At 40.5% G+C, this 17,644-nt stretch carries 12 protein-coding genes and 1 pseudogene; 6 read left to right on the plus strand and 7 right to left on the minus strand.

From position 1 onward, the window contains the following. Positions 1-131: 131 nt before the first annotated feature. Both H5118_RS09245 and H5118_RS09250 read left to right on the plus strand, forming a co-directional pair. Positions 132-398 (plus strand): YrhK family protein, encoded by a 267-nt coding sequence (locus tag H5118_RS09245; protein ID WP_002961829.1) that lies wholly within the window; start codon positions 132-134, stop codon positions 396-398. An 89-nt stretch (positions 399-487) separates the two neighbouring features. Next, positions 488-1,003 carry a M23 family metallopeptidase gene (locus H5118_RS09250; RefSeq protein ID WP_182748615.1) on the plus strand — a complete coding sequence of 172 codons (516 nt, stop codon included), beginning with the start codon at positions 488-490 and terminating at the stop codon, positions 1,001-1,003. A gap of 74 nt (positions 1,004-1,077) precedes the next feature. Here H5118_RS09250 and H5118_RS09255 read toward each other — a convergent pair whose 3' ends face one another. Then, positions 1,078-2,247, minus strand: coding sequence for an MFS transporter (locus tag H5118_RS09255; RefSeq protein ID WP_182748617.1), 1,170 nt, complete (start codon positions 2,245-2,247; stop codon positions 1,078-1,080). Positions 2,248-2,490: 243 nt separating this feature from the next. Here H5118_RS09255 and H5118_RS09260 point away from each other — a divergent pair. Further along, a pseudogene (locus tag H5118_RS09260) lies at positions 2,491-2,622 on the plus strand (LysR family transcriptional regulator); the annotation flags it as partial. A gap of 30 nt (positions 2,623-2,652) precedes the next feature. Here the strand turns inward: H5118_RS09260 and H5118_RS09265 are convergent. From H5118_RS09265 to H5118_RS09275, 3 genes are all read right to left on the minus strand, one after another. Next, positions 2,653-3,654, minus strand: a complete 1,002-nt coding sequence (locus tag H5118_RS09265) for a LacI family DNA-binding transcriptional regulator (RefSeq protein ID WP_182748619.1) — start codon at positions 3,652-3,654, stop codon at positions 2,653-2,655. 76 nt (positions 3,655-3,730) lie between these two features. Next, positions 3,731-5,257 carry an MFS transporter gene (locus tag H5118_RS09270; RefSeq protein ID WP_182748621.1) on the minus strand — a complete coding sequence of 509 codons (1,527 nt, stop codon included), beginning with the start codon at positions 5,255-5,257 and terminating at the stop codon, positions 3,731-3,733. A gap of 32 nt (positions 5,258-5,289) precedes the next feature. Continuing rightward, positions 5,290-6,618 (minus strand): GH1 family beta-glucosidase, encoded by a 1,329-nt coding sequence (locus H5118_RS09275; RefSeq protein WP_182748623.1) that lies wholly within the window; start codon positions 6,616-6,618, stop codon positions 5,290-5,292. Positions 6,619-6,857: 239 nt separating this feature from the next. On the opposite strand from H5118_RS09275, the gene H5118_RS09280 reads away from it, so the two are divergent. Beyond that, positions 6,858-9,434, plus strand: a complete 2,577-nt coding sequence (locus H5118_RS09280) for an exo 1,3/1,4-beta-D-glucan glucohydrolase (protein WP_182748625.1) — start codon at positions 6,858-6,860, stop codon at positions 9,432-9,434. 64 nt (positions 9,435-9,498) lie between these two features. Here H5118_RS09280 and H5118_RS09285 read toward each other — a convergent pair whose 3' ends face one another. From H5118_RS09285 to H5118_RS09295, 3 genes are all read right to left on the minus strand, one after another. Beyond that, entirely contained in the window at positions 9,499-10,986 is a 1,488-nt protein-coding gene (locus H5118_RS09285) for a tryptophan halogenase family protein (protein ID WP_170070714.1), read from the minus strand. Next, the gene (locus tag H5118_RS09290) at positions 10,979-12,529 is read right to left on the minus strand and encodes a tryptophan halogenase family protein (protein ID WP_024603217.1); all 1,551 of its coding nucleotides are present in this window, start codon (positions 12,527-12,529) and stop codon (positions 10,979-10,981) included. Before H5118_RS09290 ends, H5118_RS09285 begins: the two co-directional genes overlap by 8 nt. A gap of 102 nt (positions 12,530-12,631) precedes the next feature. Then, a complete protein-coding gene (locus H5118_RS09295; protein WP_182748627.1) occupies positions 12,632-15,598 on the minus strand; it encodes a TonB-dependent receptor in 2,967 nt (988 codons plus the stop codon). Between the two features lie 676 nt (positions 15,599-16,274). Between H5118_RS09295 and H5118_RS09300 the strand changes: the two genes are divergently transcribed. Continuing rightward, positions 16,275-16,946 (plus strand): hypothetical protein, encoded by a 672-nt coding sequence (locus H5118_RS09300; RefSeq protein WP_182695596.1) that lies wholly within the window; start codon positions 16,275-16,277, stop codon positions 16,944-16,946. Between the two features lie 3 nt (positions 16,947-16,949). After that, on the plus strand, positions 16,950-17,624 hold the full coding sequence (locus H5118_RS09305) for a Crp/Fnr family transcriptional regulator (RefSeq protein ID WP_182711610.1): 675 nt from the start codon (positions 16,950-16,952) through the stop codon (positions 17,622-17,624). The last annotated feature ends 20 nt before the right edge of the window (positions 17,625-17,644 follow it).

The raw sequence follows: 17,644 nt of genomic DNA on the forward strand, positions 1-17,644 counted from the left end.
CAAACAATAAAACGTTGGCTGATTCGCATTGGCCAGCGTTTTTTATTGCGTAAATTTTGTTATTGTATGGTGCGGCTTAGCTTGTGAAAACAAGCTTTTTAAATTATGAAATAAAAGAGTGAGCAGTACTTATGGACCCCAGTAATCAGTTTATTTTAGATTTAGGACAAGAGCATATTACCATCCAGCGACGATATGAAGCGCTGGGAGCGTTTAACGATTTTTTGATTGCTGTTTGGTTTTTAATTGGCAGTTTTTTCTTTTTAAATGACTCACTAATAGAAAGTGGCACATGGCTGTTTATAGCGGGCAGTGCTCAATTGCTTATAAAACCTGTTTTGAAATTGATCAGCTTAGTACATGTTAGTCGGGTATTTCATTCAAATAAAACTTCATAAATAAAACCATAGATACGACTCATGATGAGTTCAGTTATTATGGCTAATAATTTACCAGTATAAGTTATTTAAATATCAAGGATAGAAAAGTGAAAGTACTTAAGTGGATTGCAATTGGAATAGCTACTTTATTAATTATAGGCTTACTAATTCCCGAAAAAATAATGATTCCGGTACAAGGTGCCACAAGTAAAGATTGGAACCATAACACGTTTTGGTACGAGCCTTGGGGTAGGTCGGGTGTGCACAAAGGAATTGATATTTTTGGCACAAAAAATACTCCCGTAGTTGCCTCAACAAGCGGTATTGTTATATTTGCAGGTGAGTTAACCCGTGGTGGTAAGGTGGTTGCGGTGCTTGGGCCTAAATGGCGCGTGCATTATTTTGCACATTTAAATGACTACTCGGTAAGTACAGGTGATGTAATAAGCATAAACAGTCAAATTGGCTTACTGGGCGATACCGGAAATGCCGCAGGAAAACAGCCTCATGTGCATTATTCTATTTTATCGTTAGTGCCCATGCCGTGGCTTTTTACAACGCAAAACCAAGGGTGGAAAAAGATGTTTTTTTTGAGCCCACATAAAAAACTAACTGCTAAATAATAGTTTTAGCTGTTAAATCAAGATGTTTAACAGCTAAAATCCGTTAATAAACAAGCGTGTATTTAAGCTAAAAATTAGCCTGCAACTGGGGTTTTACCCGCGCGAATATTTTTAATGCTTTTAATAAACATATAAATACAGGTCGTGATTAAACAGCCTGCTAAATAAAACACAATACCATTGGGTGCATCAGATAAATTTGCAGCAAGCATAGGACCAAATACCGAACCAATACTGTAACTCAAAAGCATTACCTCAGTTGCCGATACTATTTTTGCCATTGGCAATGAGTCGCACGCAAGTGTTATAGCAATCGGGTAAAGTGCAAAGCTGCATGCGCCTAGTATTAAGTAGCTTACTATTAATCCTGCTAAAGTGTTTGCTTGTAGTATACCCACAGCACCGGCTGCGCCTGCTAAACAAAACATACCCATCAATAAGCTTTTTTCAAGCCGAGTAGATAAGTAACTCACAAGCGGCTGCACGACCATGCCGCCTAAGATAATAACCGCCATAAGTGTTCCTGTGTACTGAGCTTGATCAGCTTGTGCTGCAATATACACCGGCATTAAGCCGTAAATAGGGCCCAGTAATAAGCCCGATGCTAAGCATCCGAGCATAGCTGGGTGGCTTAATGTTTTTATTTCTTTTAGTGGTAGTTTTTCAAGGTGCTGTTTTTCGGGCTGACCTTTGGTTATTAATAAAGGGGCTAAAATAGCTAAAAATAATAACGAGGCTACAAATAAATAAGGCGTTGAACCTTCGGTGCCAAGCGGCCCTATAGCAAGTTGACCAACCGCGCTGCCCCCATAAAGTGAGGTCATGTATAAACCCAAACGTTTAGCACGCGACTTTGCTGTGTTGGTCATTAATAACCAAGACTCAACAACGACAAACACACCGGCAACAGCAACACCTGCTACAAATCGTGCAATTAACCAGTTAACGGTATTTGGCAGTGCAAGTTGTGCAAGCACGCTTGCTATTAATAGGCTTAAAAATAATATAAATGCGAAGCGATGACCAATTTTTACCACAATGCGCTCTATTGTGGTGGCGCCAATAAGTAAGCCAAAGTAAAAAATGCTCGCAAGCCAAGGCGCTAGGTTTTCATCGAGTTTAAATGCGGGTAACGACAGCGGAATAAGGCTCATTAAAAAGCCGGATGCGATAGCAAAAAATGACAGCCCGATAACGGGTGCTAAAGGGTTATTAGAGGTGCTTGTGGCGGCTGATTCGGCCATTTGTGTTTATCGACTCATCAAGGTAAATAACCACTGTTTTAAAGTTTGAGAGGTTACTTTAATAATAAAATTTGCGCGAATTTAGAGCCAAATTAAAAATAAGTAAAGTGATATTTTATTAAATAATATAAATAAATTTAAAACGATCTTTTTGGTAAATTATCGGATCTATTATGCTTTTTATTGTAGTGTTTTTATGTAGATATTGTTTTATATTTGTGAGCATTTATGTCTGAATAGGTTTTTGTAATGCAAGCAGATAGGCACATATCGCATGCTGCACGTCACTTTTTAAAGTTTGCGCAGCAGCACGTAGAGCAATATTTGGATACGCAGTGGGTGCGTAACGAGTTACATAATTTAGATTTAAACTAGATTTAAACTAGATTTAAACTAGATTTAAAGTTAATTAATATCGGGTGTTGAGTCTCTTAAAATAAGCTTTGGCTGAAACACGTGCTTTACTGTTATGCCGCTTTTTTTATAAATGTCTTTAAGTACTAAGTTAGCCGCAGCTCGGCCCATTTCGGGAACTGGGTTATCTATTGTAGTCAGTGTTGGGTAGAGGTAATTGGTAAAAATTACGTTATCGAACCCAATAATGGCTAAATCTTTTGGTAGATTAAAACCGTGTTCGCGGGCGTATTTCATAGCACCCGATGCCATTTCGTCATTGGCACATACAAGGGCGGTTATTTGCGCTTTATTTTGAATAAAATGCCTTAAGCCGTCGCTGCCGCCGGTTTCTTTAAAGTCGCCTATGTAAAATAAGATTTCGTCAAAGGTTAGGTTGTATTCTGCCAGAGCTTGTTTGTGACCTTTTAAACGATTTGACGCGTCTTCTTTAAACTGCGGGCCTGCTATGTACGCAATGTTTTTATGACCTTTGTTGATCATGGCTTTAGTGGCTAAGTAGCCGCCCATTACGTTGTCGAGGCTAATGCAGTTTTCTTCAATTTCTTTAACGTAGCGGCTCATTAAGTAAATAGGGGTTTTGCCTTTACTTAACTCAATTAGATACTCGTTTGATACTGCTTCTACGTGGGCAATAATAGCGTCGCAATTACGGCCTATTAAAAACTCAAAGCCGCTTTTTTCTTTTTTCTCGTCACTGTGCCCAGGGGTAATAATAACGTGTTTACCTGCAATACGAAGGTGCTCTTCAATGGCTGACATCATTTGACCAAAAAACGGACCATCCAACTCAGAAACTAAAATACCGACGCTGTTTGTAGTGCTAGACGCCAAAGAGCGAGCAATAGAACTTGGCTGATAGCCTAGCTCTTTCATTGCTTCTAATACCTTTTTTTTAGTTTTTTTGCTTACGTAGTCGTTGTCGTTAAGCACCCTTGAAACAGTTGATAAAGACACACCTGCCATTTCTGATACTTGATAAATTGTCGCCATTGATGTCCTAGCTTATATGTATTTTTACTCGCACTTTATAAAAAATATAAAGTGCAAAGGGTCATTAAAAGTTAATTTACACATTACTGCGTCTAATTGCTAAGTCTTCTGTTATTTTTTGCGTCATCGCTGAGGTAAGCGGATAAATAAGCATCAATGCGGCGCCTAAAAAAGCAAATGCGGCAGGTATCCAGCTCATAAGTAGCTGCATACCAGGTAGGGCTTGTGTAATTGTTAGCTCATCCATACCGTTATAGCCGTAGCCTGCAAGTACCACCAATACTAATGCACCGGCAAAACCACCACCGGTTTTTTGCACAAATGTACCCGCAGAATAAATAAGGCCTGTAGCGCGGCGTTTGTTTTTCCACTCTGAATAATCGGCTGAATCACCAAGCATACTAAAAAATAATGTTGGCATCATCGCGGCAAAAAATTCAGCAGCGCAACCAAAGGTAAATACAGCAATAAGGTTATCACTAGGTACCCAGTAAAATGCAGTAGTGAGTATGCCGCTTAGCATTAATGATGCTATAAATAGGTTTCGTTTACCCATAATTTCGGCCAGTTTACCTGTGGCAAGTGCGCCAAATATAGATACAACCAACAAAGCAATAAAGTATTGCCCAGCCATGAGTTCATTGGCTACGTGGTACTTAAAGTAGTACGCAATTACACCGTATTTTATGCCATTAAACATCATAGTTAAAAAACCAATGCCGAGTAACACCAACCAAGGTTTGTTGGTCAGAAGAACAACCATATCGCGCTGTGAGCCCGTTAAGCTTTGCTTATCTTTATTGAGTAATTTTTTAATAACGAATGTCATTGCAGCCATAACAAGGGCAAAAAATACGCCGCTGTATAAATCACGGTAATAAAAAAACAGGGTGGTAGCAAGCAAAGGTAGGATTATAAATGGCAGGCTTTTGGTTAAATCAAACAACTCTGATTTTAAATTCCCTTCATTTGAGGCGTGCGGTGTTACACGCTCTTTGGTGGTCGCAAACGTTATAATCATTAAAATAATAAGTAAGCTGGCAAATAAGTACATAGTAAGCTGATAGCCTTTGGCATGGTCGCCGCCACCAAAAAATGCCACTAGCTCAGGTAAAAAACCCATAACCAATAAGCCACCAGTAAACGCACCTGCAAACCTAAAACCAGAGAGCTTTGTGCGCTCTGTATCGTCTGGTGTCATTACGCCCATAAGTGCCGAGTAGGGCACATTACTTACGGTGTAAGCAAGCGTTAAACCTATGTAGGTTACGTAGGCATAAATAAGTTTGTTGGTGGTGCTAAAGTCGGGTGTAGTAAAACACAACACCATAAACAAGCCCAAAAATGGTGCCGAGTAGAGTATCCATGGGCGAAATTTACCAAAGCGCGACTGCGTTCTGTCGGCAATCATACCCATAATAATGTCGGTTACGCCATCTGATAGCCTTACAACCAAAAATAACATGGCAGCGGCGGCTGCCGATATGCCAAATGTATCGGTGTAAAACACCGCTAAATAAGCAAGTGCGCCGCGCCATACTAAGTTAGCGCCGGCATCGCCCATGGCGTAACCTACTTTTTCGTATAAAGGGAGTTTGTTCACAGTGTGTGTTCTTATTGTTATAAGCCGATAAATTATCGGCTAGTTATTAGGTTACTGTACGCTTTACCGCTGGCTTTTACAGTTCGTTTTTGTGTGTTGTAGTCTACGTGTACTATTCCAAAGCGCTTTAAATATCCTTCTGCCCATTCAAAGTTATCCATTAGGCTCCACGCAAAGTAACCATCTACTTTTACGCCTTGCTCGGTTGCGTTATGCAGGGCATTTAAATGCTCGTGGTAATATTCAATACGGTCGTTATCTTTGATTTCACCGTCTTTAAATTCGTCAGCCATGGCTGCGCCGTTTTCGGTAATATAAATAGGCGGTAGGGTGTACTTTTCGTTTAACGATACAAGTAATTCTGTCAGCGCTTTAGGATAAATTTCCCAGCCTATATCGGTCATTGGCGCTTTATGTGGCAGCTCATGGTAAAAGTCGGTTTCGCTTGCTTGATAATGCATGCGGGTATAAAAGTTAACCCCTAGGTAATCTAGCGGTTGAGCAATTATTTCCATGTCGCCATCTAAAATATCTGGGCGATGGGCTTTAGGTAATTGCTTAATAATATCAGGGTATTTACCTTGCATTACAGGCTGCATGTACCATTGGTTTATATAGTCATCAGCAAATGCAGTGGCTTTTAAATCGTCTTCACTTTGGGTAACTGAGTAACAAGGCGTAAAGTTAAGTACAATACCGTTTAGCGTATTTGGGCTATTTTTAGCAAGTACTTGCATAGCCAAACCGTGACCCAGTAATAAGTGGTGCGCGGCTTTACGACCAAATTCGCGACCTACTATGCCAGGTGCATGTACGCCTATTTCGTAACCTAAGTAAGAGCTGCAAAAAGGCTCGTTTAAGGTGGCGTAAGAGTGCACACTTTCCCCAAAAGCTTTGGTAATTAAATCTGTGTAATGTGCAAATTCGTAAGCGGTGTTACGGTTTAGCCAGCCACCTTCATCTTCAATATGTTGTGGTAAATCCCAGTGATATAGCGTTACAAAAGCTTTAATGTTACGGCGTTTTAATTCATCTAAAATGTCGGTATAAAACTTAACGCCTGTCGGGTTTAAGTGACCGCTTTTAGTCATTACGCGCGGCCACGAAATAGAAAGTCTGTAAGCGTCTACACCTAATGATTCAATTAAGTTTATATCGTCTTTCCAGCGAGTGTAGTGCTCGCAGGCTACATCGCCATTTGAATTATCGACTATTTTGCCTTCTTTACTGCAAAAGGTATCCCAAATACATGGCAAGCGATCAGCTGCGCCGCCTTCAATTTGAAATGAGGCCGTAGCTACACCATAAGTAAAATTTTTGGCTAAAAGTGGTGAGCCACTAGGTAAAGATAATTGTTTCATTAAGAGAAAACCTCTGCTTCTTTTTTGGTAAAGTTTGCTTTGTATAGAGCGTATATTAAATTCATTATTGGAAGCGCTTCCATATTTAATTTGATTAATCACTAAGTATGGTATTTAATAACTTTAAGGAAGCGCTTCCATATTTAGGTTAGTGGCTATTGTTAAACAGGTCAATAGTTAAATTTAAATAACAAATAGGCGCTCACAAAATCACACTGACACAACACAGGGCTATAAAAATGAAAAAAAGCTTAAACACTAACAGGTTACACATGCTCCCCATTTTAATTGGAGGATTGTGCGTTTTAAGTGGGTGTAACAAACAAGAGATTAACGCAAATAATAGCCAAGGCGCCTTAGCCAAAAAGGCTGAGCATGAGCAAGGTAATTTATCATTTTGGCCAACGCTTAAAAGCAAGGTAGTTAAAACGCCCGAAATTGAAAATACAATTGCACAGTATTTAAAAACAATGACGCTTGAGCAAAAAGTAGCGCAAATGATCCAACCTGAAATTCGCGATATTAGTGTTGAAGATATGCGCAAATACGGTTTTGGTTCGTATTTAAATGGCGGTGGCTCGTTCCCAAATGCTAATAAGCATGCAACGCCTGCAGATTGGATTACGCTTGCTGAGAGCATGTACCAAGCCTCGGTTGATGACTCAATTGATGGCAGTAAAATTCCAACCATGTGGGGCACTGATGCAGTACATGGCCATAATAATGTGATTGGAGCGACGTTATTTCCGCACAATATTGGTTTAGGTGCTGCTAATAACCCCGCATTAATTGAGCGCATTGCAGCAGCTACTGCAATAGAGGTAATGGCAACAGGCATAGATTGGGTGTTTGCACCGACTGTTGCGGTGGTGCGCGACGACCGATGGGGCAGAACGTACGAAGGCTACTCAGAAGACCCTGCAATTGTACGTGAGTATTCAGCCGCAATTGTAAACGGATTGCAAGGCAGAGCCGATGAAGACTTTTTAAGTGACAAACGCGTAATTAGTACCGTTAAGCACTTTTTAGGCGATGGCGGGACAGTAGATGGTGACGATCAAGGCGATAACATTGATAGCGAAGAGGTGTTATATAACATTCATGCGCAAGGTTATATAGGTGGCTTAACCGCAGGTAGTCAGTCGGTTATGGCATCGTTTAATAGCTGGAATGGTAAAAAAAATCACGGCAACAAATACTTACTTACCGATGTATTAAAAACAAAAATGGGTTTTGATGGCTTTGTTGTAGGAGATTGGAACGGACACGGACAAGTTGCAGGCTGTACAAATGAAAGTTGCCCACAGGCTGTTAATGCGGGGCTTGATATTTTTATGGTGCCAACGGGTGCTTGGAAGCCACTTTATGAAAATACAATTAAACAAGTAAAAGCGGGCACAATAACAATGGCGCGAATAGATGACGCCGTAGTACGTATTTTACGCGTTAAATTACGTGCAGGTTTATTTGATAAACCAAGTCCCGCAAATCGAAAATATTCAGGTAAATTAGAACTAATAGGTGCGCCAGCACATCGCGATATTGCCCGCCAAGCGGTACAAGAGTCGCTAGTACTGCTTAAAAACAACAACCATTTATTACCGCTTAACCCATCAAGCAACATATTAATTGCAGGCGATGCGGCAGACAACATAGGCAAGCAATCGGGTGGTTGGAGTATTACGTGGCAGGGAACTAATAATCAAAATGCAGATTTTCCTGGAGCAACGTCTATTTATGCGGGGTTAAAAGCGCAAATAGAGGCTGCTGGCGGTAACGCTATTTTAAGCCCAACGGGTGAATTTAATACTAAGCCCGATGTAGCCATTGTTGTATTCGGTGAAGAACCATACGCAGAGGGACATGGCGATAAAGACAACCTTGAGTTTGAACGTAACAATAAACGCTCTCTTAAAATATTAAAAACATTAAAGCAGCAAAATATACCGGTTGTTTCTGTGTTTATATCGGGCAGACCAATGTGGGTTAACAGCGAGCTAAACGCGTCAGATGCATTTGTAGCAGCATGGCTTCCTGGCACTGAAGGACAAGGCATTGCAGATGTTTTATTAGCGGATGCAAGTGGGCAGGTACAGTACGACTTTAAAGGTAAATTGTCTTTCTCATGGCCTAAATCGCCACTACAAACCGCAGTAAATAAGGGCGATGCTGATTACTCACCATTATTACCCTATGGCTTTGGTTTAACATATAAAGATGAAAGTACGCTTGCCAATAATCTAAATGAAGACTCAGGTGTTGATATTAGTAACCTTGCGCCGTTGTCTATATTTAATGGCAGTTTTAAAACGCCGTGGCGTTTGTTTTTAAATTCATACAGCGAGCAGCACCAAGTAGCAAGTAACAGTGTAAAGCTCGGTGGCATTACTTATCGCACTGAAGACAAAGCGATTCAAGAAGATGCGATGCAATTTAACTTTGATGGCACTGCATCCAGCTACATCGAAATTAATAGTAACTTTACCGAAGACAAAGTGGCCTACATTGAAGCAAATTCGGCCCTTAGTTTTAGCTATAAAGTAAACCAAATACCTAGCTCACATACATACCTTGCAATGAAGTGCGAACAAGGTTGTGGTGGCGAGCTTGATATTACCAATGAGCTTGAAAATGCTGATTTAAATACATGGCAAACCATGAGTATAGATTTAACCTGTTTTGCTAAAAAGGGCGTTGATTTTGCCAGAGTAACCAGCCCTTTTATTATTAAAACAGCAGGAGAGCTTAGCGTTTCAGTTTCAGATATTAGCTTTGAGCCACAAAGCGCTAAAAGTGCCATGGTTAAGTGTGAATAGTAAAGTGTTTATAGTGTGTTGTCTCAAAGCCCTTTCTTAAAGGGCTTTTTTTTTAAGAGGATATTTATGCTGGGCAATATTGTTTTAAAAACTCATGATGAGGCGGTAATTGGCTAACGCGCTGTTCTATTTGCTGTTTAATACCGTGTAAAAAACGGGTGAGTTCTTCATCGCTCATCATGCTGGCTATTAAGTGATGTTGATTAGGCTCAATACCTTGACCAAGCATTACTTGCACCCACGAGTCGACTCTAAAAATGTCGCCATCGTCTAAAAATACACGGCCGGTTTGTTTAAACAAATCAATTTTATGTTGAAGTGTTTTTGGCACCTCCATCGCGCTACAGTGTTGCCAAAACTCACTGTCATCGCGATTAGTTACTTTGTAGTGCAGCACAATAAAGTCGCGAATATTTTCTATTTCACTTTTAAGCTGTTTGTTGTATTCGTCAATGGCGTGATTGGTAATGCCATTAAACGGAAATAAACGCATAAAGCGAATAATGCCCGACATAATTAAGTGAATGCTGGTGGACTCAAGTGGCTCTACAAAACCGCTAGCAAGGCCAAGTGCTAGGCAGTTTTTGTTCCAGCCTTTTAAGCGCCGCCCTGTTTTAAATTTAATAATACGCGGCTCTGTAATAGCCTCACCTTCAATGTTATTTAATAGTAGCGCTTTGGCTTGTTCGTCATCCATATATTGGCTGCAATATACTAATCCGTTACCTACACGGTTTTGCAGCGGTATACGCCACTGCCAGCCGCTTTTGTGCGCAATAGATCGGGTAAGTGGCAATACGGTATCGCTGGTGGATTTTGTTTGCACGGCAATGGCGCTGTTACACGGTAATAAGTGCGACCAGTCTTCGTAGCCAGTATGCAATGCTTGCTCTATTAATAAGCCTCTAAAGCCGGTGCAATCAATAAAAAAGTCGCCATTAATATACTCGCCACTATTTAAAGTTAATGACTCTATATGGCCTGTTTTAGTGTTTTTTACTACTTTTTGTATTTTACCTTCAATACGTTTTACACCTAACGGCTCTGAAAATTCACGTAAAAACTGCGCGTAACGCGTGGCATCCATATGGTAGGCATAGTTAATGGGGTTTTGCTGATTAAACGCAAATTTACCGGCTTTAGCCGCTTGCAGCTCGTAGCAGTAATCGCCAAATGGGTTGTTTATTCCAAGTGCTTTTCCTTGCAGCCAAAAGTGATGAAATTCACCCGCCCAACATTCTTTGCCCGTTGCGCCAAATGAGTGAATATAATGCGTGTTTTCATCGCCCCAGTTTTCAAAGCTAATACCTAATTTAAAACTGGCTTGAGTGGCTTTCATAAATGCTTGCTCGTTTATACCCAGCAATTTATGAAATGTACGAATAGGCGGAATTGTTGCCTCACCAACACCCACAGTGCCAATATCGTCAGATTCAACAAGGGTTATGTTTATATTGTTGCCAACTAATTTAGCAAGTGCTGCTGCAGCCATCCAACCTGCAGTGCCGCCCCCAGCAATTACTACGTTTTTAACAGCGTTTGTTTTAGTCATTATGTGGCTGCCCATTATTTGATAAAAGATGATTTAAAAGCGCGCGATTACTTGGCAGTCCATTTAAGCACTGCGCTATTTTTTCGCGATTTTGCTGATAATAGTAATCCCCAGCGCGTGGGTCGTTAAATGTATTTTGTGCAGATACTGTTTGTGTATCAAAGCCCATGCCATATAAAACGTATTGGTAACTACTTGATGAAAACACTTCTTCGTTTTCAATAAAATCAAAGCGGCTAGGGGGCTGAAATTGCCAAAGTTTAAGTAAGTTTTGCAGGCGCTCGGGCGCGGTATTTAAATTACTAATATCTTGCCAATAAGGAGTGTCGTCGCGCTCGCTTAGCACATAATGAAGTTTTAAAAACTCAATAACGCGCTGCCAACGAGTGCTAAAACGCTCATTAAAACGCGTTTCAAGCTGGCTCATGTGGGTGCGGTTTTGCGGGAGTTGCTCGCTTATCATGCTAATTGAAAGCTCAACCATAGCAAGAGCTGACGCTTCAAGCGGCTCTAAAAAGCCAGCAGACATACCCACGGCAACACAGTTTTTAATCCAAAATTTTTGCCTGTAACCAGGGCTGAATTTTAATACGCGGTAGTTAAGTTGCTCAGCTTGTTGCTCACTGGTAGTTTTAGCTATGTAGCTTTTTAGAGTATTTGTTGCGCTTTCATCACTTTGATATTTACTGCTAAATACATAACCTGTACCACGGCGCGTTGGTAGGGCTATATCCCAAATCCAGCCGTTACTTTGCGCTGTAGATAGCGTAGCAGAGGCAATTGGTTGATTGATGTGTGCATTAGGTATTTGCGCCGCAACAGCGCTGTTATTAAATAAAATATGATCTTGCGCTATAAACTCATTATTAAAATGCTCATCAATTAAACGAGCACGAGAGCCTGAGCAATCTATAAATAAATCACCTGTTATATCGCCATTATTATTTGTTTTTAATGAAGCAATATAACCATGTTCGTCGTTAATAACCTCGGTTACATCGTCAATAATATGTGTAACGTTTAGATTTTTAACACAGTGATTTTTTAAAAACTCAGCAAATTTACCCGCATCTAAATGATAGCCATAGTTGGTGACCGCTGCATATTCGGGTGTTTGTAATTGCTTTGGTGCAAGTGCTGCTTGGCATACAAAGCTTTGCATATTAACAACGTCGGCAAATTTTTGATCAGGTGCAATACGTTGCCAGCTGGCGTGTAAATTGGTTTGCTCATAGCCTTGTGGATTCATAAAAGGGTGGTAGTAGTTTTCTCCCTCACTGAGGTTGCGCCAATTTATAAATTTAGAACCTTGCTTAAATGACGCGTCGCACTGGGTTATAAAATCAATTTCTTTAATGCCAATGCGCTGCAGCGTGTTGCGCATTGACGGCCATGTACCTTCGCCCACACCCAATATAGGCACGTTTGCTGACTCCACTAACGTTACATTAAGGTGCGGGTGTTCGGCAGCTAATAAGCCTGCGCTTAGCCAGCCGGCAGTGCCACCACCTAAAACGACTATTTTTGTTATTGGTTTGGTCATGAGTTAACACCCTAAAGTTGATAACAATTAAACTAGCATTAATACTGTTTTAAATACAAAAAAGCCGCTAGTAAAAACTAACGGCTTTGCTTTGTATTACCTTTAGAAGTTGTAACGCATACCAATATTGTAACGTGCACCTAGCTGTTGTAAGTTCCACAATTGGGCTGACGTACGGCCATGTTCGCGGCTGTTTTGCTCAGTAATGTTAAGGCCTTCAACAAAAAACGATAGTTGTTCGCTGTAGTTGTACGCAATATTAAAGTCGATTTGATAATATTCTTCAGTAAAGCCTGGCTCGTTTACGTATCGAGCTGCGCTATTTAAAAACTTATCACGCCAGTTGTAAGCAATACGTGCCTGAAAATCATCGTTTTCGTACATTGCAATAAAGTTAGCTGTATCGCTTAAACCCACTAGTGCAAATTGTGTTGTAGTAGGGTCAGCGTTTACATCAAAGTCTATGTCGCCATTAACTGTGGTGTAGTTTGCTTGCACACCAAAACCGCTTTCACCAAAAAAGTGCTGAAAGGCAATTTCGAAACCATCAATGGTGGCATTTTTATTGTTGGTAGGTACTTGCGCTGTAAATTCTAGTAATGGGTCATCGCTGTTAGCAATTACATCGTAAGCGGCTTCAAACTCTTCGTAGGTCATAGAGTCAAAATCAACGCCATTTTCTGTTGCGGCAACCATTTGAAATAAGTTTGAATCGGTTAGAGCAAGTCCGCGAGATTCTAGCTCAGCAATGGCAGCTTGTGCGCGAGGACCCGCTGTTGCATCGCGTAATCCGTAGTAGTTTTGCGTCATTGGTGTTAAACCAATAAAGTTTTCAATGTCTTTAGTGTAATAACCTACCGACACATAACTTGTTTCTGCAAAGTACCACTCAGCCGATACATCAATATTATCTGATTCAAGCGGCACTAAACCAGGGTTACCTGTTGACGCTGTAGCCGGTGAAGAACCCGCTAAAAGAGTAGGGGCACCTGGTACACCAACAGTAGCTGCTGAACTTAAGTTATCGTAAGTTGGGCGAGCAATTGTCGTGCTATAAGAAAAACGCGCTTTCACGTTTTCGATTACTTCTATGTCAAAGTCAAAGCTTGGTAAAAAGTGATCGTAGCTAGATTTAAGCGTGAAATCTTCTTTAGCCGAGCCAAAACGAACATTAAAGTCGTTATTACCTTCCCACGCTACTGCGTTAGGTAAATCGATATTAGCCGTTGAGGTAATGTCGGTAGACTCTTGCCGCGCGCCAATAACAATGTTGTATGGCATATCGCCAATGTAACCGTTGTAAGTAAATTGCACAAACGCAGCGGTTATGTCTTCTTCAATGGTGCGGTTAGTTGCAAATGCGCCATCGGCTGCAAAGTTAAAGCCGTATTCTTCACCTGCCCAGTAACCAATTTGCGATGCGCTGCCAGTATAACCTTGGTTGAACGAGCCCGATGTATCGTAGTCGTCAAACTCAGCTAAAAAGTTTGTTGGGTTTAGGTAGCCATCAGGTAGTTCGCCTGGGTTTTCTATACCCCAGTTACCCATTGTATTACGTGTAAGTGATTGCAGTGAATGGCTTTCCATAGAGCGAGACTCTATACCAAAGTCAATTGCCCCGTTTTCAATTTCGTATTTACCATGGATTCTAAATTCTGTGATTTCAGATTCTTGGCGGGCAAAGTTAGAATCTAAAATAGACGTACCCACATCAGAGGCATCTAATGTGTTATTACAATTTAGGTTGTCTCGGCGGCAATCATCAAAATCGATACTCATTGATGGAAGCTCGCGGCTAAAATCAACTTCTTGTGCGTTAACTACGTTTGCGCCTAAGCCTGCGTTTACCCAGCTGCCGTAAGGTGCATCTGGTTTGCTAGTGGCTTTTGAATTGTGCGCATCAAACATAAAGCTTAATTCTGAGTTGAAATAGTACTCAACGTTTAAACCAATAGAATCGTTTTGGTTAACTTGGTTTAGCTCTTGAAACGCTAAACCTAAATCGCGTGTTTGCTGATCGCGACGTTCTTCTCGGTAATAAATAGGGGTTTTTACCGTGTTGTCGTCAAATGTTAGCGCGCTTTTGTAGTTATCCATCCAAATTGATTGCTCAGCACGGGCTTCGAATAAATCTTGCTTAGAATATGTGTAATCAAGCGTGGCTGTTAAATCGTCAATAGGGCTGTATTGCAGCGTTAATTGCGCGTTTGTACGAGTACGTTCTCTGTCGGCAATGGTGTAGCGCAAATCTGATGGCATTGAATAAAGCTGACCAACAGCGGGTGCATTAGTTAAAACAATATCGTCTGCAGCTTGTGGGATTGTGCCGTCAAAAGCTGATGTATTCCATTGATTTACAAACGCACCTGTTGATGAGCTATCGCGCTGTTGCATGCTTGCAGTTAACGAGGCACCAAATTTAGCTTCACTGTCGGTCCAGCTAATTAAGCCCGAAAGCTCAGGTGTTATGTCATCACCAACGCGGTTTGTTGAGTCGTGTAATGCTTTTACGCCAATGCTTGAAACAAAGCCTGGATTGTCGAGCGGGCGAGCGGTATTAATATTAATTGTTGCGCCAATACCACCTGATGCAATGCTTGCTTTACCAGTTTTATATACTTCAACCGATTTAACGCTATCAGACGCTAAGTTTGCAAAGTCAAAAGCACGAGAGCTGGGTGTACCACCGCCTGCAGGCAAAGATGCCGCCGGCATTGTACGCCCATTTAGGGTTACCATATTGTAGTCGGGGCCAAAACCACGAACCGTTACTTTAGAGCCTTCACCATTTGAGCGATCAATCGACACACCCGTAATACGCTGTAGCGACTCGGCTAAGTTGGTATCGGGGAATTTACCAATATCTTCAGCTGATATAGCATCTACAACACCAGCGGCGTCGCGTTTTAAACGAGTCGACTCTTTAATACTGCTTTTAAAACCAGTAACTTGGATTACTTCAACGTCTGTATTTGCTTCTTGTGCATATACAGGCAAAGAGATTGATGCACCTAAAATCAGAGATAGGCTGGTCGCTATCTTTGTTTTTCTTACAATATGGTTGGACATTCGGTTTCCCTCGCGCTTTTATCATTATTATTAACAGCTTGTATGGGGCTGTTATTGTGTAGTTATAAACATTGTCAAATGTGTGGAAGCGCTTCCAGAAAGATCTGTTTAACTAGAATTTGTGGAAGCGCTTCCAGAAATGCTAGTTTATATTTTGAATAGGGTCAACTGTTGTTTTAATAAAATGAGACTAAATTGTTTTTAAAATGTATGTTTTTTGGATTTAATTTTATTTAAATTATAAATTACAACTGGTTATAAAAAACCGTTTGAAATAGTGCGGTAACAACATTTTATTATAAGAAAACCAATTATTGATTAATTTAGTTATTTACACACTTTTATAAGGTGTTTAAATCAGCTTTTAATACTAGCTAAAATTAATAAATTGGCCGTTGGTCACTCAACAAAAAATAGGTACATTTGCTAACTTAGCGAAAATGCCGATGTAGTGATTATGTACAACGCAATTGAAGCAATCGCATCAAGCGGCGGTTCTATCTCAGTTTATGTATCGGTCATTAAAAACCAGTAGTTGTTTAAAAAATCGTTAATTAAATCACTAAAAAGTAACGTAATTTTTGCAGAAGATGGTTTAAAAATAAACTTATAAAGTATTGCGCATAAGGTGTTGCGAGTCGCTAGTTTTATCGCTATTTTAAAGGCTCTCTCATAGATGGATTTTATTATGCGCATTAAATTTTTAGCGAGCTTTTATTCTTTCTTCTTGTTTGCTCTGTTTGGTTGTGACGACCAAAGTATGGCAATTCAAGGTAGTCCTCAGCTAAATAATAATGTAAGTAACTCACCCTCTAATCTCAAAGTAAACACGCCTTCAGCAGCTCAAACACACGAACCCGCTTTAGTGGTCGGTATGCTAGCAACACATTGTAAAAGTAATGAAGCAGCCTACATTAACGCAAAAATGCATAAAGTTGTGCGTAACCCAGATGAAAATACAGCCTACAAGTTAGAGCCTACCGATAAAGTGCTTTCTATTTGTGTTGCAAAAGATGACTCATCGCTTAGTTATCGATTTGGTAGAGTAAATGACATAGGGCTTGAAAAAGAAGCAACACCGGATGCTCCATTTGGTAGTTACTACAGGCAAGTAGGGCGTATTGGCGAGAGTATTTTATTTTTTAGTAACGGCGAATATCACTACTATATTATTAACTCAGGCGGTATGGGCAGCGGTGTAACCGTTAATGTTTATAAAAACGATACATTAATAACTGAGCTGTTTTCGGGTAATGATCCTTACGATGATTTTGTTATAGCAACCGATTTAAATTTCCCTAAAAAATTGGTTATCGAAAAACAGCCATTTAATAAGCAAATGCAGTAAATAATGACTCCACAGCAGCAAAACGTTATAGAGCAAGGGCATTGGTTTAAAAACCGTAGCGCTTATTTAAAAAGCTTTTTATTAACGCAGGGCAAAACGCTCTCACTAAAGGCTCAGCAATCATTATTTTTGCGAGGTGATAAGCACGATGGAATTTATGCCGTACTTAGCGGCGTGGTGCGTATTAGTGGCGTAAGTAACGAAGGCAAAGAAGCTGTATTGAGCTTTATTGATTCATCACTGTGGTTTGGCGAAGTTACCTTGTTTGATGGTGGCCTGCGCACTCATGATGTATATGCACAAACTGATGTTGTGCTTTTTTACGTGCCCCAACGCGCGCTTGAACAGCTATTAAACGAACAGCCACAATATTGGCAAGAGTTTGGTTTATTGCTGGCACAAAAGTTACGCCTAATGTTTACCTCAATGGAAGATCACGCATTACTAAGCGCTGAGCAAAAAGTATGCAATCGACTTTTAATGCTTAGCGAACATACAGAGCACTTAACACCGCTTGTTTTATCTCAGCAGCAACTTGCTGATATGACCTACCTAACGCGCCAAACTATTAATCAAATACTGCAACAGCTTGTTAGCCTACAAGCCATTAGTTTGGGGTATCAACGCATAACTGTTTTAGATAAACAAAAGTTACAGGCGCGTGCTACACAAGCTTAAATAGAGACTTTTTTATTTAG

It is taken from the genome of Pseudoalteromonas sp. SR41-1, assembly GCF_014164015.1.
GTDB lineage: Bacteria > Pseudomonadota > Gammaproteobacteria > Enterobacterales > Alteromonadaceae > Pseudoalteromonas > Pseudoalteromonas distincta.